Source organism: Duganella sp. Dugasp56 (assembly GCF_047304105.1).
Classification (GTDB): Bacteria; Pseudomonadota; Gammaproteobacteria; order Burkholderiales; family Burkholderiaceae_D; genus Rugamonas; species Rugamonas hordei.
The window spans coordinates 23,253-42,149 of record NZ_JBGLYQ010000049.1 but is presented as its reverse complement, the minus strand read 5'-3'; the positions used below and the strand labels follow the sequence as shown (position 1 = coordinate 42,149).

Sequence of the window (18,897 nt, the reverse complement as noted above, 5' to 3'; positions counted from 1 at the left end):
CCGCCATCATAACCGCCAAATGTGCAGAAAATATGGAGCTTGGCTAAAACGCCACACTACGGTCCGCCTACATTTTTCCCACACAATTGCGGTGCAATCTCGGCCCGTCATCAACAAACAGACGGAGCACACCATGTATCACCGCGTCCTGAACCTGGCTCCGGCCATCGCCACCGCCGCCCTGCTCGCGGCCTGCGGCGGCAGCGATCCGACCGCCGACAGCACAACCGCCAGCGCCGCGCCACGCCTGGCACAGGGCGGCGCACCAGGTGGCGCCGCCACGCTTGCCGCCTCAGTGCAGACTTCCGCGCCGCCCATCGTGCTGGCGCCGGTGCCCAACGACGAAGGCGCCTCCCTCAGTTTCAGCACCGCCGGTGCGGTCGATACCGCCAATCCCTTCTTCAAACCGATGGGCAACGGCCGTTCATGCGCCACCTGCCACCAGCCTGACAACGGCTGGAGCATCGGCCCGGACAAGCTGGCCGCGCGCTTCGCCGACAGCGCCGGCACCGATCCCGTTTTCCGCCTGGTCGACGGCGCCGTCTCGCCGCTGGCCGCCACGGCCACGCTGGACCAGAAGCGCGTCGCCTACAGCATGCTGCTGACCAAGGGCCTGATCCGCGTCGGCCTGGCCATGCCCGCCGGCGCGGAATTCACGCTGGTGAAGACCGACGATCCGTACAACTACGCCAGCGCCAGGGAGCTGTCGCTGTTCCGCCGGCCGCTGCCGACCACCAATCTCAAATTCGCCAGCAGCGTGATGTGGGACAGCCGCGAAACCCCGGCCGACGCCAATTCAACCGTCTGCCTGAAGGATGTGCGCCCGGCGCAGTGCTACACCGCCGTCGATGCCGGCCTGCTGCACCAGGCCAACGACGCCGTGCGCGGCCACGCCGAAGCGGCGCAGGATTTGACGGCTGCCGAACAGCGCGCCATCGTCGACTTCGAGAAAACGCTGTTCACCGCGCAGATCAGCTCCATCGACGCCGGCAGCCTGACCGAGGCCGGCGCCCTGGGCGGTCCCACGTCGCTGGCCTCCACAGCCTTCTATTACGGCATCAACGACCTGCTGTCCGGCGATTATCAAACCGGAGCCCCGTTCAACCGCAACGTCATGGCGATATTCGGCGCGTGGCGCAACCTGGACCGCCCGGCGCCTCCGCCTCCACCACCGGTGCGAGGCCGTCCCGCACCGCCACCGCCTGCCGCGCCAAGCGCGCAAAACCTGGCCCGCGCCTCGATCGCGCGCGGCGAACAAATCTTCAATAACAAGCCGTTCAACATCACCAATGTGGCCGGCTTCAACGACGAGTTGCGCCGTCCGCTGCAACGCGGCAGCTGCGCCAGCTGCCACGACGCGCCCAACGCCGGCACGCACTCGGTCACGCGCATGTTCAACACCGGCGTATCGGACGGCGCACGCCGCACGGCCGACATGCCGCTCTACACGCTGCGCAACAACGCCACCGGCGAAACCGTGGCCACCACCGATCCCGGCGCCGCCATGCTGTCTGGTAAATGGAGAGATATCGGCAAGGTGAAGGTACCCAGCCTGCGCGGCATCGAATCGCGCTCGCCCTACTTCCACAATGGTTCGGTGCACACCATCGAGGATATCGTGACGTTCTACGATACGCGCTTCAACATCGGCTTCACGCCGCAGGAAGCGGCCGACCTGGCCGCCTTCCTCAAGGCGCTGTGAGCCGGGCCAGCCGGATGCCCGTGAACTGCCAGCGGGCGCCGGCGGGGAAGAAATTCCGATAGCTGGCGCGCGCATGGCCCGCCGGTGTGGCGCAGGACGAGCCGCGCAGCACGTACTGGTTCATCATGAACTTGCCGTTGTACTCGCCCAGCGCGCCCGGCGCGCTCTGGTATCCGGGATAGGCGGCATAGCTGCTGCTGGTCCATTGCCAGCAGTGGCCGAACATCTGCTGCAGCCCGCCGCCGTCCGCTGCATCGGCGGCGGCCGGATGCAGCGAGCCGGTCTCCACCTCCGCCTGGGCGGCGGCGAATTCCCACTCGGCCTCGGTCGGCAAACGGGCGCCGGCCCAATGCGCATAAGCATCCGCTTCGAACAACGACAAATGCGTGGCGGGCCGGTTCAGGTCCAGCGCCTGCGCGCCGTGCAGCGTGAACTCCAGCCACTGGCCCTGGTCGTCCTGCTGCCAGTAGATCGGGCAGTTCAGACCCTGGCTGCGCACCCAGTCCCAGCCCTCCGCCAGCCACAAGCCGGCGTTGAAATAGCCGCCTGCGGCGATAAATTCCAGGTACTCGCCGTTCGTCACCAGCCGCGAGGCCAGTTCGAACGGCGCCACATACTGCTTGTGGCGCGGCAGTTCGTTGTCGAAGCAGAAGCCGCCGCCGCGATGGCCGATGTCCGTCAGGCCGCCTTCAAACGGCAGCCAGGCCAGCGCCAGCGCGGCCGGCGCCGGTGGCAGCGGCAGATCCATGTACTCGGGCAGCAGCGCGTTTTGCGCCAGCAGGTGCTTGACGTCGGTGAGCATCAGCTCCTGGTGCTGCTGTTCATGCTCCAGTCCCAGCGTGACCAGCATTGTCAGGTGCGCGCGCTGCTCGTCATCCAGATCGCTGGCGACCAGCCGGGCGATGCGCTCGTCGACATTGGCGCGGTAAGCGCGCACCTGCGACATGGCCGGCCGTGTCAGCAAGCCGCGCTGGGCGCGCGGATGCTTTTCGCCGATGCCGTTGTAATAAGAATTGAACAGCACCCGGAACGCCGGATGGAAAGGCTCGAAGCCGGCTTCCATGGGTTCCAGGATGAAGGTCTCGAAGAACCAGGTCGTATGCGCCAGGTGCCACTTGATCGGACTCGCGTCCGGCATCGACTGCGCGCCGCAGTCCTCGTCGGTCAGCGGTTCGGCCAGCGCCAGCGAGCGGCGGCGTACGGTGGCGAAACGGGATTTGATGTCTTGCGGCGGCAGGCGCATGTCCATGGTCGGCTTTCAGTCCGGGATGACCCGGGCATGGATGACGGCGAACCAGTTCGCCGGATCGGTCCACACCTGGGCGGTGGCAAAGCCGGCCCGCTCCAGCAGGCCGACAAACGATTGCCGCGTATATTTATAGCTGTCTTCCGTGTGTATCCGTTCGCCGCGCGCGAAGTGGCGCTCACCATCGTCCCAACGCACCGTCAGCGCGCTGCGCGCTTCCAGGTGCATCTCGATGCGGCTTTCCGCGGCGTTGAAGAAGGCACGGTGCTGCCACTGGCCGACATCGAAATCGGCGCCGATCAGATGGTTCAGGTGGCGCAGCATGTTCAGGTTGAAGGCCGCCGTCACGCCCAAGGCGTCGTCGTAGGCGGCGTCCAGTACCCCACTGTCCTTGATCAGGTCCACGCCGATCAGCAGGCCGCCATCGGCACCGGCGTTGGCGCGCAGGCCGCGCAGGAAGGCCGTCGCCTGCTCCGGCGAGAAATTGCCGATCGAGGAACCGGGATAGAAGAACAAGCGGCGGCTGTGGCGCACGCTGTCCGGCAGCTCGAAGCCGCTGGAAAAGTCCAGCCCCAGCGCCGTCATCTCGATGTGCGGGAAGCGCTGCTGCAAACGGCCGACCGCCTCGGTGAGGAAATCGCGCGAGATATCCACCGGCACGTACTGCGCCGGCTGCAGCAGCGGGAACAGGCTAGCCGCCTTGGCGCAATTGCCCGCGCCCAGATCGATCATCGTGGTGCCGGTGCCGATGGCGCGCGCCATGTCGGCGCCGTGCGCGGCGAAGATGCCGGCCTCGGTGCGGGTAGGATAATATTCGGGCAGCTCGCATATCGCCTCGAACAGCTTGGAACCCAGGCCGTCGTACAGGAACTTGGGCGAAGTGTGGGCGTCGGGCGCCAGCAAACCCGCGCTGATTTCGGCGATCACCGCCGCGCTGCCGTTGGCGGGCTGCCGCTGCGGCGGCGTGTTGCTTGCGTAGGGCGAAACAACACGGATCGCCGAGAAACGGGACATCTGCATAAGTGCTCTGCCTTTCAGAGGTGGTCATCCAGCTATGGATAACATTTTTGTTATGATAGCCGAATATCCATTTTGGGGCGCCGCACCAAAAAAAACGGTGCGGCGCTTCACATTCATAGTCACATTAGTCGCAGCAGAAGTACAAATCTTACAAAAAAAGGTCAAACCACCATGAAATTTTTCGCCATGCGTACGATCAAATCCCTGTTTGCCGCCGGCCTGATGCTGGCAGCGGCCCATTCCCAGGCCCAGTCCGCCGACCATGTGTTCCGCGTATCGGCGATTCCGGACGAGGCGCCGACCGAATTGCAGCGCAAGTTCAAGCCGCTGGGCGAGTACCTGGAAAAGAAAATCGGCATGAAGGTCGAGTTTACTCCCGTCACCGACTACGCCGCCTCGGTCGAAGCGCTGATCAACAAGAAGGTCGACATGGTCTGGTTCGGCGGCTTCACCTTCGTGCAGGCCAAGGATCGCAGCAAGAACCAGATCACGCCGCTGGTGCAGCGTGCCGAAGATGAAAAATTCCGCTCGGTGTTCATCACCACCAACAAGGACATCAACAAGCTGGAAGACCTGAAAGGCCACACGCTGAGCTTTGGCTCGGAATCGTCGACCTCGGGCCACCTGATGCCGCGTTCGTACCTGCTGGCCGCCAAGATCAACCCGGATACCGACCTGAAACGCATCGCCTTCTCCGGCGCGCATGACGCCACCGTGGCCGCAGTTGCGGGCGGCAAGGTCGATGCCGGCGCGCTCAACATCTCGGTCTGGGAAAAACTGGTGGCCGAGAAGAAGGTCGATCCGGCCGTGGTACGCGTGTTCTACACCACCCCTGGCTACTACGACTACAACTGGTCGGTACGCACCGATATGAACGCCGACCTGAAGAAGAAGCTGACCGACGCCTTCCTGGCGCTCGATCCGAAGAACCCGCAGGACAAGGTCATCATGGACCTGCAGCGCGCTTCGAAGTTCATTCCGACCAAGGCTGAAAACTACACCGCCATCGAAGCGGCCGCACAGAACGCGGGCCTGCTGAAAAAATAAATCGTCAATGCCGACTTACCAACTGCAAAACCTGACGGTGCGCCACCTGGGCGCATCCAGGGCCGCCGCGCTGCACGCGATCACGCTGACCGTCGAACAGGGCGAGCAACTGGCCCTGATCGGCCCGTCCGGCGCCGGCAAGACCACCTTGCTGGCGACGCTGGCCTGCGCCCACCGGCCCGCCGAAGGGGAGTTCCAGGCCTTCGGCTGCGATCCGTGGCAGCTCAGTGGCGGCGCGCGGCACAAGCTGCGCGCGCAGTTGTTCCTGGCGCCGCAAACCCCTCCGCTGCCGCCGCGCCAGCGCGTGGTGACGGCGGTGCTGGCCGCGCGCCTGCCGCAGTGGAGCCTGTGGCGCGCGCTGGTGTCGCTGTTCAAGCCCGCCGATCCGGAAGCGGCCTGGCAGGCGCTGTCGCGCTTCAACCTGGGCGACAAGCTGTATTCCCGCGTCGACCGCCTGTCCGGCGGCGAGCGCCAGCGCTGCGGCCTGGCGCGCTTGCTGCTGTCGCCGGCCAAGGCGCTGCTGGTGGACGAGCCGCTGTCCGCGCTGGACCCGGTGCTGTCGGAACTGACCTTGGCCACGCTGCGCGACGAAGCACGGGCGCGCGGCGCCACGCTGATCTGCAGCCTGCACCAGGTCGACCTGGCGCTGAAACACTTCCCCCGCATCGTCGCCCTGCGCGACGGCCGCATCGAATTCGACCTGCCGCGCGACCGCGTCACGCCCGAGATGATCGCCGCGCTGTACCAGGGCGAACCGCCCGCCGCCAGCGCGCCGTCGCCGGAACATGAGGCGATGGCGGTCAAGCTGGGCGTCGGCGCATGTCTGTAATGAGCGCTACCGCCTCACCCCTTCGCGCGCATCCCGATCCGGCCTGGCGCGGCCGCGTCGCCATCACCTTGGTCTGCCTGGTCGTGCTGTGGCCGACGCTGGTGGTCACCGAATTCAAGCCGTGGATCCTGTTCGACTGGCAGAGCCTGACCTCCACCGGCCGCTTCCTGGCCGACTTCCTGGTGCCGGCCCACAGTGCAGAATTCCTGGCCATGCTGCTGCGCGAAACCTGGCAGACCGTCGCCATCGCCACCGCCGGCCTGACGCTGGCCCTGCTGGGCGCGATCCCGGCCACGCTGATCATCAACGAGCAGCTGTCGATCTCGCGCCTGGGCACCGGCCGCATACGGCCGTGGGCCCGGCTGGCGCGCCAGTGCGTGCGCTGGCTGCTGGTGGCGCTGCGCAGCGTGCCCGAACTGGTATGGGCGCTGCTGTTCGTGCGCATCATCGGCCTCGGCCCGACCGCCGGCGTGCTGGCCATCGCCCTGACCTACTGCGGCATGCTGGGCAAGGTCTACGCCGAGATCCTCGAATCGTCCGACGCCCACGCCAGCGACACGCTGCTGGCCAACGGCAGCGGGCGGCTCGCCGCGCTGCTGTACGGTGCCCTGCCGGAAGCGGCGTCCGAGTTGATGTCCTACACCGTCTACCGCTGGGAATGCGCGATCCGCGGCTCGGTGGTGATGGGCTTTGTCGGCGCCGGCGGCCTGGGCCAGCGCATGGATGAATCGATGAAAATGCTGGCCGGCGCCGAAGTATCGTCCATGCTGCTGGTGTTCGTAGCGCTGGTGGCGCTGGCCGACCTGTTTTCCAAGATACTGCGGAGGCGCCTCGGATGAAGCACCTGATGCCCAAACCTCCCGCCCGCGACTGGACCGTGCTGTCGCTGATGGCGCTGCTCGCCGTGCTGATCGCCGCCAGCTTCGCCACGCTGCCGCTGAAGTGGCGCGAATTCTTCACCGCCGAAGCCGTCAACAGCACGCTTGAGCTGCTGGCCGGCTTCGCGCCGCCCGACCTGTCGGCGCCTTTCCTGGTCAAGACCGGCTGGGCCACGATAGAGACCATGGCCATGTCGGCGCTCGGCACGCTGCTGGCGGTGATCGCCGGCCTGGCGTTCTCGCTGCCCGCCTCCGGCCGTTTCGGCAAGACGCCGCGCGCGCTGATGCGCTCCGCGCTCAACGTGCTGCGCTCGATTCCCGAACTGGTGTGGGCCTCGATCCTGCTGATCGCCTCCGGCCTCGGGCCTTTCGGCGGCACGCTGGCGCTGGGCGCGCACACGGCCGGCGTGTTGGGCCGCTTGTTTGCCGACTCGCTGGAAAACGCCGCGCCGCTGCCGGAACAAACGCTGCGCACCAACGGCGCCAGCGCCGGCGCGGCCTTCTTCTACGCCACCTTGCCGCAAACGCTGCCGCAGATGCTGTCCTACACGCTGTACCGCTGGGAGAACAACATCCGCGCCGCCGCCATCCTCGGCGTGGTCGGCGCCGGCGGCCTGGGGCAGATGCTCAAGTACCACCTGTCGCTGTTCCAGATGCAGAAGGCCGCCACCGTCATCGCCGCCATGCTGCTGCTGGTCGCGCTGGTCGACGGCATCAGCTTCGCGCTGCGCCGCGCCTTGACGCGCTAATCCGCTAATCCTTTCCCCTCCCCGCCCCTATGCTCGAGCTGCGCAACCTGTCCAAATCCTATGCCGGCGGCCGTCCGGTGTTGTCCAAGCTGTCGTGGAACTTCAAGGCCGGCGAATTCGTCTCCATCATGGGCGATTCCGGCGTCGGCAAGTCCACGCTGCTTAATTTGATCGCCGGCCTGGATACCCCCGATGTGAGCCCGGACGCGGCGCCGGGCGAATCGCCCATCCTCATCGACGGCGTGGCCATGTCCGGCCTGGACGACGATGCCGCCACCCGGTTGCGCCGCGCGCGCATGGGTTTCATCTTCCAGGCCTTCCACGTGCTGCCGCACCTGACCCTGTTGCAGAACGTCGCCCTGCCGCTGCTGCTGAACGGCCTGCCGACCGGCCGCGCCGGCGAGATGCTGGACGCGGTCGGCCTCGGCGGCCGCGGCGGCGACTTCCCCCACCAGCTGTCCGGCGGCGAAATGCAGCGGGTGGCCATCGCCCGCGCGCTGGTGCACCGACCCGCCCTGGTGCTGGCCGACGAACCGACCGGCAACCTCGACCCCGATACCGCCCACGGCATCCTGACGTTGTTGCGCAGGGAAATCAAAGCCACCGGCGCCTGCGCGATTATGGTGACACATTCGCAAATTGCGGCCGAGATGACAGACAAAATCCTACATCTGTCCAAATCGGGCATACAGGAAACAACAATCGTCAACCCGTTTAAGCAATAAACAAGATAATTTTTTTGTTAAAGGCGCCCATTATTTGCCCAGCGTAGTATTATTAAAATCAACTTGCATGGTTATCAAGAATGTTGAGTTGCGTACCACATTCAGACCAACAATGTGGCCGCTAGCCTTGCCAGGAAACGTTTCATTTTTCTACGTTTTGAGCAAAGGAGGAGCATCATGAACGTACGGCAGAAGAAGCTGGAACTGATCGAAGCCATGAATCGCGCTCGGGCACTGGAACCATCCAGTTTTGTTCCGAACAAGCTTCTGGATACTTTGATTGAAAAAATGAACTTGAAGAACGACGCGGAATTGTGCCGAGTTCTGGAAGTACAGCCTCCCATCATCAGCAAGATCCGACACCGCAAGCTGGCCGTCGGGGCAACAATTTTGCTGCGTATGCATGAAAAGTCCGACATCAGCATACGGGAACTTAAGGATCTGTCGACCGCGTCCATGCATTGAGCAGCTTAGCTGATCTTGCCATGCCAGGCGCCGGCATGCGGTATCCGGCGCCCCTTAATGCGCACTGCGTACAGCCCAAACCCCGCTGAACGCCGCATTGCCCCTCCCTAGCACTTCTCGTATTTCCAATTCCTTGCCTTGCCTTCCGCGATCCATTCAACGGCCTGCTCGCGCCTGCGCGTGCGCGTCGCCTCGGTCTTGGCCTCGGCGATCCATTCGGCGTAGTCGCGCTTCTTGCTCGGGCTGAAGGCCTCGAAATGCTTGTGCGCTGCCGGCACTTCCCTCAGCGCGGCGGCCAGGTCGTCCGGTATCGCCAGCTCGCGCGGCTCGGCGGGCTTGGCGCGCGCCGGCGCGGCGATGCCGTCGTCGTTGAGCTTCATGGCTTTCTTGATGTAGCCGGTCAGCGCCTTCTTCGGCGGCAGGTCCTTGACCGACGCGATGCGGCCGAACTGACCCATCGCCTCGCGGTTGGCTTCCTCGGCCATCAGCAGCTCCGCCTTCCAGAAGTTCAGCGCGCAGTGCGCCTTGAAGGAAGCCATGCTGCACATCATGCCCTTGTACATAAAGTGCGGGAAGCTCCACTTCATCGTTTCCTCGACGTCCGGGCAGGCCGCATGCACCACCGCGCGCAGATGCTCGAGGATGGGCTGGGCGAAGTCGGCGGACTTGGCGATGTAGGCGTCTACGCGGGGATCGAGTGTGGGCATGACGATGCTCGGCTGGTTGTTGTGTGCATCAATATACCAAAGCCGGCCGCAATCAGAAACAATCAGAAATATTCGGGATGGCGCTTGAGCAGATCCGCCTCGAACTGGTTCACCGGCGCGAAATTGGGCATTTCCGGCGCCAGGCGTCGGCCGATATCCCAGCAACGCCAGGCGCGCGCCGGGTCGAACTGGGTCAGCAGCAAATCTCCGAGGTCTTTGTAGGCGCCGGCCAGCACAGGGTTCGCCTCCAGCACTTCGCCAAACAGTTGCAGGCTTTCCTTGCGCTGGCCCAGCCGCAGGCGGTTGTTCGCTTCGAACAGCTTGAGCATGTATGCCTTGCGCGGCGCCTGCTTGCGCAGGCCGGTCAGCACATCCACCGATGCCAAGGTTTCCTTCTGCGCGCCCGGCTGGGTGCTGGCGAACATCAGGCGCAACTCGCCTGCGGCGCGTAGCTGCTCTTGCTGTTCGGGTGTGAACGGCAGCATCGCCTCGCCCGTGGCCAGTGGACACTCCATGCGGCCCAGCACCGTGTCGAGCAACTGATCCTCCCGGTAGTCGGCAGCCGTCTCGCACGCATGGGCGGCGCGCAGCGCCTGCAACTGCTGCGGCGTCAGCGCCGCCATGCGGTCCAGCAGCACGTCGATCCATGGGGCTGGCGCCTCGACCTGGCGCCGCGTGTAGCCATGCAGGTCATACGCCGGCGGCGCGATGGCGGTCACCGCGTCGACCACGATGTTGACGGTGCGCGCTTCCTTCAATCCGATGACCGAGAACGACAGCCGGTCAGGAATCAGGTCTCCCTGCGCGATCTTGGCCAGTATCTGGGGATGGCCCATCTGCGTATAGCGCAGGAACTGGGCGAAGCGCGCGGCGTCAGCCGCGCCAACCTTGGCGCCTTTCGTGCTGATCTTGGCAATGATGCGGCCGCCGCTGGAAAATTCACGCGCGGCGCCGGCGCTGCTTTCGTCGATGACGGTGGCGGCATCGTCGGCGATCGACAGCTCCTGCTCGCGGTCCACCGCAAGACCGGGCGCCACGGCGGCATTGGCCTTGGCCAGCATCTGGTTCAAGCCCTCCCGGTTCTTGAGTTCTATTTTGCGGAAACCTACGGTGTCGTACAGCGAGTAGTCGACATAGAATTTTGCCGCCTCGTCGATCGCGATGCGGCGCCGGTTCTTGAAGTCGAATATGGTGGTTACCTTGTCGATCCTGACCGAAATATAGTCGTCAGCCAATGTCACGTCCATGACCCGCCTGGTTTCCGCCGCCGAGATGACCTTCATCGTGACGGCAGCCTGGGCGCCGGCGCTGAGCGCCAGCGCGGCCAGCAAAGATAGTGCTACACGTGTAAGCATGATGGTCTCCTGGAAATAACCACAGTAACCCATTCCAATTTTGGCAAGATTGCTTGTAACATTTTGTTGCAAAATACACAAATTGCAGACAGCATCTGTCGAAACTCGGCATACTCTGTTTCTACATACCTGATGAGGCCGATTGCGATGACGATGCCACCCACTTTTACGCGGCCGCTTGTCTGCTCGCTGGCGGCCCTGTGTACGCTGCTGGCGGCGGGGTGCGCGGGCGTGCCGTCCACTCCCTCCGTCGCCCTCACGCCGGAGCAACTGAGCGGCGCCCTGAACCGCGTCAGCTGGGGCGTCAGCCTGGGCACCTACCGGCAAGCGGAAAAAATCGGCTACGAAGCGTGGCTGGAGCAGCAGCTGCATCCCGCGCCCGCCGTGCTGCCGGCCGCCGTGCAGGCGCAGATCGACGCCATGACCATCGCCAGAAAGCCGCTGGTGCAGCTGAACCAGGACCTCGAGCAGCAGCGCAAGGACGCAGACAAGATCGCAGTCGACGACGAGAAGAAAGCCGCGCAGCAGGCCTACCAGCAGGAGATGAACCGCGTGGCCAAGGAGGCGGCCACCCGCTCGCTGCTGCGCGACCTGTACTCGCCCAACCAGTTGCAGGAGCAGATGACGTGGTTCTGGCTGAACCACTTCAACGTCCATCAGGGCAAGAGCAACCTGCGCGCGCTGGTCGGCGACTACGAGGACACGGCCTTGCGCCCGCACGCGCTGGGCAAGTTCCGCGACCTGCTGGCGGCCACGCTGCGTCATCCGGCCATGATCCGCTACCTGGACAATGAACAGAACGCCGCCAACCGCATCAACGAAAACTATGCGCGCGAACTGATGGAGCTGCACACGCTGGGCGTGGACGGCGGCTACAGCCAGCGCGACGTGCAGGAGCTGGCGCGCATCCTCACCGGCGTCGGCGTCAACCTCGGCACGGCGGCGCCCAACGTCAAGAAGGAATTGCAGGCGCAGTATGTGCGGCAAGGCCTGTTTGAATTCAACCCGAACCGCCACGACTACGGCAACAAGGAGTTCCTGGGACAGACCGTCAAGGGCCGCGGCCTGGCGGAAGTGGACGAGGCGCTGGACCGCCTGAGCCGCCATCCCGCCACGGCGCATTTCGTCAGCCGCAAGCTGGCGCTCTACTTCGTCGCGGACGAGCCGCCGCCGGCGCTGGTGGAGCGCATGTCGTCCACGTTCCTGTCCAGCGACGGCGACATCGCCGCCGTGCTGCGCACCCTGTTCACGTCGGCCGAGTTCACGCAGTCGCTGGGCGGTAAATTCAAGGACCCGGTGCACTACGTGGTCTCCGCCGTGCGCCTGACCTACGACGACAAGACCATCCTCAACACCGGGCCGATGCTGTACTGGCTCACGCGCATGGCCGAACCCCTGTACGGCCGCCAGACGCCGGACGGCTATCCACTGACGCAGTCGGGATGGGCCAGCCCGGGCCAGATGACGACCCGCTTCGAGATCGCCAAGGCCATCGGCTCCGGCAACGCCGGCCTGTTCAAGACCGAAGGCCCGCAGGCGCAGGAGCGCCCCGCCTTCCCGCAACTGGCCAACGCGCTGTACTACCAGTCGCTGCAAAAGACCATCGCCCCCGCCACGCTGAAGGTGCTGGACCAGGCCACCTCGCCGCAGGAGTGGAATACCTTCCTGCTGTCGTCGCCCGAACTGATGCACCGCTAAGGAGAAGCGCCATGAAACGCCGCACCCTGCTTCAATCGCTGGCCGCCCTGCCCGCCGCCGCACTGGCCGGCAACCTGTGGGCCGCGCCGGCCAGCAAGACGCGATTGCTGTTCGTCTTCATGCGCGGCGGCTACGACGCCACCAACCTGCTGGTGCCGATCTCCAGCCAGTACTACTACCAGGTGCGGCCCAACATCGCCGTGCCCAGGCCCAGCGCCGAGCTCAATTCCGCGCTGCCGATAGACGGCGACTGGGGCCTGCATCCGGCCCTGCGCGACAGCATCTATCCGCTGTTCACGGCAGGCCAGGCCGCCTTCGTGCCGTTCGCCGGCACCGAGGATATCTCGCGCAGCCACTTCGAAACGCAGGACAGCATCGAACTGGGCCAGCCGCTGGACCGCACGCGCGACTACCGCTCCGGCTTCCTGAACCGGCTGGCCGCGACCCTGAACGCGGACAAGGCCAGCGCCATCTCCTTCACTGACCAGCTGCCGCTGATCATGCAAGGCAGCGCGCAGCTGCCGAACATGGCGCTGCGCTCCATCGCCAAGCCCTCGGTCGACGCCCGCCAGGCCAGGCTGATCGCCGCCATGTACGACGGCACGCCGCTGGCGCAGCAGGTGCGCGATGGCTTCGTGGTGCGCGAGGACGTGATGAAGGAAATGATAGGCGAGATGGACGCGGCCAACCGCAACGCCATCACCGCCAAGGGCTTCGAGCTGGAAGCGCGCCGCATCGCCAAACTGATGAAGGACAAATACAACATCGGCTTCGTCGACGTCGGCGGCTGGGACACGCACGTCGGCCAGGGCGGCGCCACCGGCTACCTGGCCGGCCGCCTCGATGAACTGGGGCGCGGCCTGGCCGGCTACGCGCAGGAGATGGGGCCGGACTGGAAGGATACGGTGGTCATCGTCGTCAGCGAATTCGGCCGCACCTTCCGCGAGAACGGCAACCGCGGCACCGACCATGGCCACGGCACCGTGTACTGGGTGCTGGGCGGCGGCGTCCAGGGCGGCAAGGTGCGCGGCGAGCAGATACGGCTGGAGCAATCGACGCTGTTCCAGAACCGCGACTACCCGGTGCTCAACGAATACCGCGCCATGTTCGGCGGCCTGCTGGCGCGCATGTACGGCCTCAATGCCGGCCAGGTCGAGCAGATTTTCGGCACCAGGGGACGCGACATCGGGCTGGTATAAAACGGACTATGGCTGCGACAACCTTTGCCGCATGCGCTCCAGCGTGCGCATGAACAGTTCCGGTTCGCCGGCCGCGCGCGCCAGCACCAGCGCGCCCTGGATGCCGCCGACGATGTCCTCCGACAGCGCCCGCGCCGCGGCGGGCTCGCGGCCGGCGCGCAGCAGCGCATCGGCCAGCGCATCGACCCATTCGGCGAAATAGCCCTGCACCTTGGCGGCGAAACGGTCGCGCTCATAGCCCAGCGCGAACACGCCGACCAGGCACACCTTGCGCCCCGACAGGAAGTAACGGCCGACCGCGACGAACATCCGCTCCACGCCCTGCGCCGGGTCCTCCGCGCGCAGCGGCTGGAACACCTGGTCGCGGAACCAGCCGTCGATCTCGGCCAGCACGGCGTCGGCCATCTCGTCCTTCCCACCGGGGAAGAAGTTATAGATGCTGCCCTTGCCCAGCTTCGTCCCTTCCGAGATGCGGGCCAGGCTGGCGCCCTCGTAGCCGTAGGTGCGGAACACTTCCGCCAGCAGCGGAATCACGTCGCCGCGTTCAACCATTACTCTTGCCATTTTTACTTTCTTAAAAACCGAAATCGCTCAATCCCGGATGATCGGCCGGGCGCGGCGCGTTCTGATCCCAGAAGAACTTGCGCTCGGCCGCCGCGATCGGCGCTTCATTGATGCTGGCCAGGCGCAGGCGCATCAAGCCGTCGTCGTTGAATTCCCAGTTCTCGTTGCCGTAGGCGCGATACCATTGGCCGGAGTCGTCATGGTATTCGTAGGCGAAGCGGACCGCAATGCGGTTGCCCTCGAATGCCCACAATTCCTTGATCAGGCGGTACTCCTGTTCGCGCGTCCATTTGCGCGTCAGCAGGCCGACGATCTCGGCGCGGCCGGTGACGAATTCGGCGCGGTTGCGCCAGCGGCAGTCCTCGGTGTAGGCCAGTGAAACCTTCTCTGGATTGCGGGTATTCCAGCCATCTTCGGCCATGCGGACTTTTTGGATCGCGGTTTCGCGGGTGAACGGGGGCAGCGGGGGGCGGGTCATGAGAGTTCCTTTTGAGGATAAGTGAGATTGTACCGATCGGTACAATCAATATAATCCGCCGACCGCCGGGATGCAAGCGAAATTTTTACTCGATTATTAGCGGCATGCGGGCAGGCCGACCGAGACCGCCTGTCCGCTGTAGCTGACCGCGACCGCCTTGCCTTGCGGCGCGGCACCGCAGACGATGCTGAACGCCTGCCGCGCCGGCATGCCCGGATACTGCCCCTGGCGCGCGGACAGCGTCAGCTGGCGCGTCTTGTCGTTCCATTCCAGACGCGTGGTGGCGTAGCGCCCCTGCTCGTAGCCGTAGCCGTCGCCTTCATCGTCGTACAGCTCGAAGCTGGCGTCGCGGCCGGGATAGACGCGCAGCTCGAGCGGCGCGCTGCTCGGCTCATCCGCATACTGCTTGACCGGGCCAAGCGGCACGATGCTGCCGGCGCGCGCAAACAGCGGCAAGGTCGCGATATCGGCCTTGGCGGCGATGACCTGGCCGCCCGCATGGCGCGCGCCGGTCCAGAAATCGATCCACTGCCCGCCGGCCGGCAGGTATACCGTGCGCACCGCCGCCGACGGCTGCACCACCGGATTGACCAGCAAGGCCGGGCCGAACATGTACTGGTCGGTAATCGCCAGCGCTTCGCGGTCGGCGCGGAAGTCCATCGCCAGCGGGCGCATCATGCTGCCGCCACGGTGCGTCACGTCCCACGACATCGAGTAAATGTACGGCAGCAGGCGATAGCGCAGCCGGTCGTAAGACAGCAGGATCTTCTGGGTCGCGGGCGGGAACTGCCACAGTTCCTTGCCGTCCCCGGTGCCGTGGACGCGGAACATGGGATTGAACGCGCCGAACTGGTACCAGCGCGTGAACAGCTCCGCATAGGCCGGATCGCTTGGCTTGCCGCCAAAGAAGCCACCGATGTCGGCCGACCAGTAGGGAATGCCGCTCAGGCTGAAATTCAGGCCGGCCGGAATCTGGCGCCGGAAGGTGTCCCAGTTGCCGTTGGTGTCGCCGGACCAGGTGATGGCCGCGTTGCGCTGCTGGCCGGCGTAGGCCGAACGGGTCAGGATGAAGGAACGCTTCTCCGGCACATCGCGCCGCGCGCCCTGGTACACCGCGGCGGTGTGCCACAACGGATAGGCGTTATAGACCTCGGCGCCCGGCCCCTGCGCGGTGGCCACGGACCGCATCTGGCCCCAGTCGCCGCCCAGTTCCGCCTCGCTGCCGTCGAGCCACCAGCCGTCGAAGCCGAGGCGGCCCAGGCGCTGCATGATCTGCTGCCAGTACAGGGCGCGGCCGGACTCGGAAAACGCGTCGTACCAGCGTCCCTTGCCCTCGGGGTAGACGTTGCGGTAGGTGGCCGGGTAGACCGCGCCGGCCTGATCGAGCGCGGCCAGATTGGCCAGCCCGAGGTCGAACCTGGCCCAGACCGAGATGATGGAATGAATATGGTCGGCATGCAGGGCCCGCACCATGCCGGCCGGATCGGGGAAGCGGGCCGGATCGAATTCGTGACTGCCCCAGCCGCCTTGCGGCCAATACTGCCAATCCTGCACCACCGCGTCGAACGGCACGCCCATGGCGCGGTAGCGGCGGCCGACGGCCAGCAATTCCTCCTGGGTTTGATAGCGTTCCTTCGACTGCCACAGTCCCCAGGTCCAGCGCGCCATCATGGGTGCGGCGCCGGTCAGGTCGCGGTAGCCGGCGATGACCTGGTCAAGCTCCGGGCCGAGGATGAAATGGTAGTCGATCCCCTGCCCCGCCTCAGAACGCAGCACCAGTTGCCCGCTTTGCGGCAGGCCGGCGTCGACATCGGTGACCGCGGCGTTGTTCCACAGGATGCCGTAGCCGGCCGACGACACCAGCATCGGCACGCCCACATCGCGATTGGCCTGCTGCAGCCGCACCGTGCTGCCGCGATAATCGAGCAATCCGTTCTGATGCTGGCCCAGCCCGTAGATGGCTTCTTCGCCCATGCCGAACGACTGGCTCAGCGCCCCGCCTCCGGGTGGCGGCAGCTGCGGTGCCCCGCTCTCGGCGACGACCGGCTTGCCGGCCGCATCGAGAAACGCCACCGCGCCGCTGGCCTTGTCCACCACGACCCGCAGCGCCGGCATCGACAGCTCCACCTTGGCGCCGCTGTCGTTGACCGTCCACGCAACGGTACGCGGCGGCGCGATCACCGCCGGGTTGTAGCCGCCCTGCCAGCCGGCGTCCCGCGCATAGCGCACATGGATGATGCGGTCGGACCAGGGTTCGAGCGACAGCATGCCGCTGGCCGTCTTGATGCGCAGCCCTTGGGCGAAGCGTTCGACCGACAGCACGGCGTTCCCCTGCTGCGCCATGCCGGCGGCGGACGGTTCCGCGCCGAAGGCCGGCGCGGCCGCCGAGGTGGAAAGCAGCATGGAGGCCAGCAGATGGCGGGAGATGATTCGGTTCATGGCAAGCGGCGGCGAGTATGGACAACAGCCGATACTAGGCACTTCTCCCTGATGCGGCCAATAACTTTTTGGTGCGTTCAGATACCGCTTTGGGTATCGCTTCCGGTATCGCAGCGATCAGATCAGGTATATTCCACGCAGCCGTCCTTGCGGCAGAAGCTCACCAGCTTGACGCGCGCTTCGGCCGCGATGTCGATCGCCAGCGTGCTCGGAGCGGAGATCGTCGCCAGCATCGGGATGTTCATGCGCGCCGCCTTGCGCACCAACTCGTAGCTGGCGCGGCTGGACATGAAGACGAAACCGCCCTGCATGTCCACGCCGTCGCGCGCCAGGTGGCCGATCAATTTGTCGAGCGCATTGTGGCGGCCGACGTCCTCGCACACGCGCAGGACGGCGCCGCTGGCATCGCACCATGCGGCGCCGTGCACGCCGCCGGTGGCGCTCATCAGCTCCTGGTGCCGGCCCAGCTCCGCCACCGCGCGGGCGATTGCCGGCGGCAGCGTGGTCGCGTCGTGCAACGGCGGCGCCGTGATCGGCGGCGGCGACATGTCCAGTAATTCCAGGCTCTCGATGCCGCACACGCCGCAGCCGCTGCGGCCCGCCATCGAACGGCGCTGCTGCTTCAGCTGAACGAAATCTTCCTGGGCGATGGTGAGGTTGACCTCGAAGCTGCGCTCATGTTCCCGCAGTTCGATGTCGAAGACGTCGCCGGCCTTGGCGACCAGACCCTCTGTGAGCGCAAAGCCCAGCGCGAATGCTTCCAGCTCGCGCGGCGTGACCATCATGACGGCATGCGAAATGCCATTGACGACCAGCGCCACCGGCAGTTCCTCGGCGACGCGGTCGTTGGCGCGGCCGGCATTGTCGGACGATGTGCCGCGATGGCGCAGCACGGAGCGTTCCTGGTATCCGGTCCGGTCGGTCTCTGTATCGAACTTCATTGCAGCCCCGCAGAATAAGCACTGCGGCTTATTCTACACGGGGCGGAGGGGATCCGTCAGGCAGCCATCTGTTCGCCTGCCACGCCGTAGTGGCGGGCGTAGCGGCCGTCCAGGTTGGCCAGCGGCAGCAGCAGGAACAGGTCGGCGCTTTCGAAATCAGGATCCCATGCCGGTTCGCCGCAAATCCAGGCGCCCGAACGCATGTAGCCCTTCAGCAGCGGCGGCACCTGCGGCTTTTGCGCGGCTTCCAGCTTGGAGAACGGGAACGGCAGGTGCGGCGTGACGCGGTACTCGGACGGCGCCAGGTGCTGTGCCGCCAGCGACTGGTAGACGGCGACGGCATTGTGGCCGCCATCGGCCAGGCTGATGCTGGCGCAGCCGACCAGGTAGTCGCAATTCTCGCGGCGCATGTATTCGGCCAGGCCGGACCACAGCAGCATGATGACGCTGCCGCCGCGGTAGTCGGGGTGGATGCAGGCGCGGCCCGCTTCGACCATGCGGCCGCGCAGGTTGTTCAGGCGGCCGAGGTCGAACTCGCCCTCGGAGTAGACGCGGCCCAGTTTGCGGGCGCGCGAGGCGCTCAGCAGGCGGTAGGTACCGACCACTTTCAAGGTGGCGGTATCGCGCACGATCAGGTGATCGCAGTGCTCGTCGAATTCGTCGCTGTCGAGGCCATCTTCGCGGACGAGCGAACTCAGTCCCATGGTTTCGATGAACACCTTGTAGCGCAGGCGTTGAACTTCACGCAGTTCTTCCGGCGTGCTTGCCATACTGAGTACCAGCTTGCCGGACGTTGCTCGGGCGTCCGCTTGTATGATCGAGGTTTGCATGCTTCATCCTTTCTGTGGAAGACGA

18 protein-coding genes are annotated in these 18,897 nt (G+C 65.5%); 9 read left to right on the top strand and 9 right to left on the bottom strand.

The window, feature by feature from the left end:
* Window positions 1–133 precede the first annotated feature (133 nt).
* Window positions 134–1,702, top strand: a complete 1,569-nt coding sequence (locus ACCD07_RS26845; protein ID WP_413449107.1) for a cytochrome C — start codon at window positions 134–136, stop codon at window positions 1,700–1,702.
* Here ACCD07_RS26845 and egtB read toward each other — a convergent pair.
* Together egtB and egtD are read right to left on the bottom strand one after the other, a co-directional pair.
* The gene (gene egtB, locus ACCD07_RS26840) at window positions 1,689–2,951 is read right to left on the bottom strand and encodes an ergothioneine biosynthesis protein EgtB (protein WP_413449106.1); all 1,263 of its coding nucleotides are present in this window, start codon (window positions 2,949–2,951) and stop codon (window positions 1,689–1,691) included. The genes ACCD07_RS26845 and egtB overlap by 14 nt on opposite strands.
* 9 nt (window positions 2,952–2,960) lie before the next feature.
* On the bottom strand, window positions 2,961–3,968 hold the full coding sequence (gene egtD, locus ACCD07_RS26835; RefSeq protein ID WP_413449105.1) for an L-histidine N(alpha)-methyltransferase: 1,008 nt from the start codon (window positions 3,966–3,968) through the stop codon (window positions 2,961–2,963).
* A 171-nt stretch (window positions 3,969–4,139) separates the two neighbouring features.
* On the opposite strand from egtD, the gene ACCD07_RS26830 reads away from it, so the two are divergent.
* The 6 genes from ACCD07_RS26830 to ACCD07_RS26805 all read left to right on the top strand — a co-directional run bounded on the left by ACCD07_RS26830 (window position 4,140) and on the right by ACCD07_RS26805 (window position 8,661).
* Entirely contained in the window at window positions 4,140–5,015 is an 876-nt protein-coding gene (locus ACCD07_RS26830) for a putative selenate ABC transporter substrate-binding protein (RefSeq protein WP_176653794.1), read from the top strand.
* Between the two features lie 7 nt (window positions 5,016–5,022).
* Window positions 5,023–5,844 carry a phosphonate ABC transporter ATP-binding protein gene (locus ACCD07_RS26825; RefSeq protein WP_413449104.1) on the top strand — a complete coding sequence of 274 codons (822 nt, stop codon included), beginning with the start codon at window positions 5,023–5,025 and terminating at the stop codon, window positions 5,842–5,844.
* Window positions 5,844–6,683 carry a PhnE/PtxC family ABC transporter permease gene (locus ACCD07_RS26820; RefSeq protein ID WP_413449103.1) on the top strand — a complete coding sequence of 280 codons (840 nt, stop codon included), beginning with the start codon at window positions 5,844–5,846 and terminating at the stop codon, window positions 6,681–6,683. The genes ACCD07_RS26825 and ACCD07_RS26820 overlap by 1 nt, the downstream gene beginning before the upstream one ends.
* Window positions 6,684–6,691: 8 nt before the next feature.
* The gene (phnE, locus tag ACCD07_RS26815) at window positions 6,692–7,471 is read left to right on the top strand and encodes a phosphonate ABC transporter, permease protein PhnE (RefSeq protein WP_413449102.1); all 780 of its coding nucleotides are present in this window, start codon (window positions 6,692–6,694) and stop codon (window positions 7,469–7,471) included.
* Window positions 7,472–7,500: 29 nt separating this feature from the next.
* Window positions 7,501–8,196: an ABC transporter ATP-binding protein gene (locus tag ACCD07_RS26810; protein ID WP_413449101.1), complete on the top strand. Its 696-nt coding sequence runs from the start codon at window positions 7,501–7,503 to the stop codon at window positions 8,194–8,196.
* 177 nt (window positions 8,197–8,373) lie between these two features.
* Window positions 8,374–8,661 carry a hypothetical protein gene (locus ACCD07_RS26805; RefSeq protein WP_008447145.1) on the top strand — a complete coding sequence of 96 codons (288 nt, stop codon included), beginning with the start codon at window positions 8,374–8,376 and terminating at the stop codon, window positions 8,659–8,661.
* A 107-nt stretch (window positions 8,662–8,768) separates the two neighbouring features.
* Here ACCD07_RS26805 and ACCD07_RS26800 read toward each other — a convergent pair whose 3' ends face one another.
* Both ACCD07_RS26800 and ACCD07_RS26795 read right to left on the bottom strand, forming a co-directional pair.
* Window positions 8,769–9,368 (bottom strand): YdeI/OmpD-associated family protein, encoded by a 600-nt coding sequence (locus tag ACCD07_RS26800; protein ID WP_176653789.1) that lies wholly within the window; start codon window positions 9,366–9,368, stop codon window positions 8,769–8,771.
* A 62-nt stretch (window positions 9,369–9,430) separates the two neighbouring features.
* Window positions 9,431–10,723 carry a hypothetical protein gene (locus ACCD07_RS26795; RefSeq protein WP_413449100.1) on the bottom strand — a complete coding sequence of 431 codons (1,293 nt, stop codon included), beginning with the start codon at window positions 10,721–10,723 and terminating at the stop codon, window positions 9,431–9,433.
* A gap of 153 nt (window positions 10,724–10,876) precedes the next feature.
* On the opposite strand from ACCD07_RS26795, the gene ACCD07_RS26790 reads away from it, so the two are divergent.
* Together ACCD07_RS26790 and ACCD07_RS26785 are read left to right on the top strand one after the other, a co-directional pair.
* Entirely contained in the window at window positions 10,877–12,421 is a 1,545-nt protein-coding gene (locus ACCD07_RS26790; RefSeq protein ID WP_176653787.1) for a DUF1800 domain-containing protein, read from the top strand.
* A gap of 11 nt (window positions 12,422–12,432) precedes the next feature.
* A complete protein-coding gene (locus ACCD07_RS26785) occupies window positions 12,433–13,620 on the top strand; it encodes a DUF1501 domain-containing protein (RefSeq protein ID WP_353402229.1) in 1,188 nt (395 codons plus the stop codon).
* A gap of 6 nt (window positions 13,621–13,626) precedes the next feature.
* Here the strand turns inward: ACCD07_RS26785 and ACCD07_RS26780 are convergent, their stop codons facing one another.
* The 5 genes from ACCD07_RS26780 to ACCD07_RS26760 all read right to left on the bottom strand — a co-directional run bounded on the left by ACCD07_RS26780 (window position 13,627) and on the right by ACCD07_RS26760 (window position 18,872).
* Window positions 13,627–14,184, bottom strand: a complete 558-nt coding sequence (locus ACCD07_RS26780) for a TetR/AcrR family transcriptional regulator (RefSeq protein WP_176653785.1) — start codon at window positions 14,182–14,184, stop codon at window positions 13,627–13,629.
* A 10-nt stretch (window positions 14,185–14,194) separates the two neighbouring features.
* Window positions 14,195–14,662, bottom strand: a complete 468-nt coding sequence (locus ACCD07_RS26775; RefSeq protein WP_176653784.1) for a DUF1348 family protein — start codon at window positions 14,660–14,662, stop codon at window positions 14,195–14,197.
* Between the two features lie 96 nt (window positions 14,663–14,758).
* Window positions 14,759–17,101, bottom strand: coding sequence for a glycoside hydrolase family 31 protein (locus tag ACCD07_RS26770; protein WP_413449099.1), 2,343 nt, complete (start codon window positions 17,099–17,101; stop codon window positions 14,759–14,761).
* 122 nt (window positions 17,102–17,223) lie between these two features.
* A complete protein-coding gene (gene fdhD, locus ACCD07_RS26765; protein WP_413449098.1) occupies window positions 17,224–18,042 on the bottom strand; it encodes a formate dehydrogenase accessory sulfurtransferase FdhD in 819 nt (272 codons plus the stop codon).
* Window positions 18,043–18,098: 56 nt separating this feature from the next.
* Window positions 18,099–18,872, bottom strand: a complete 774-nt coding sequence (locus ACCD07_RS26760; RefSeq protein ID WP_176653782.1) for a GNAT family N-acetyltransferase — start codon at window positions 18,870–18,872, stop codon at window positions 18,099–18,101.
* Between the last annotated feature and the right edge of the window lie 25 nt (window positions 18,873–18,897).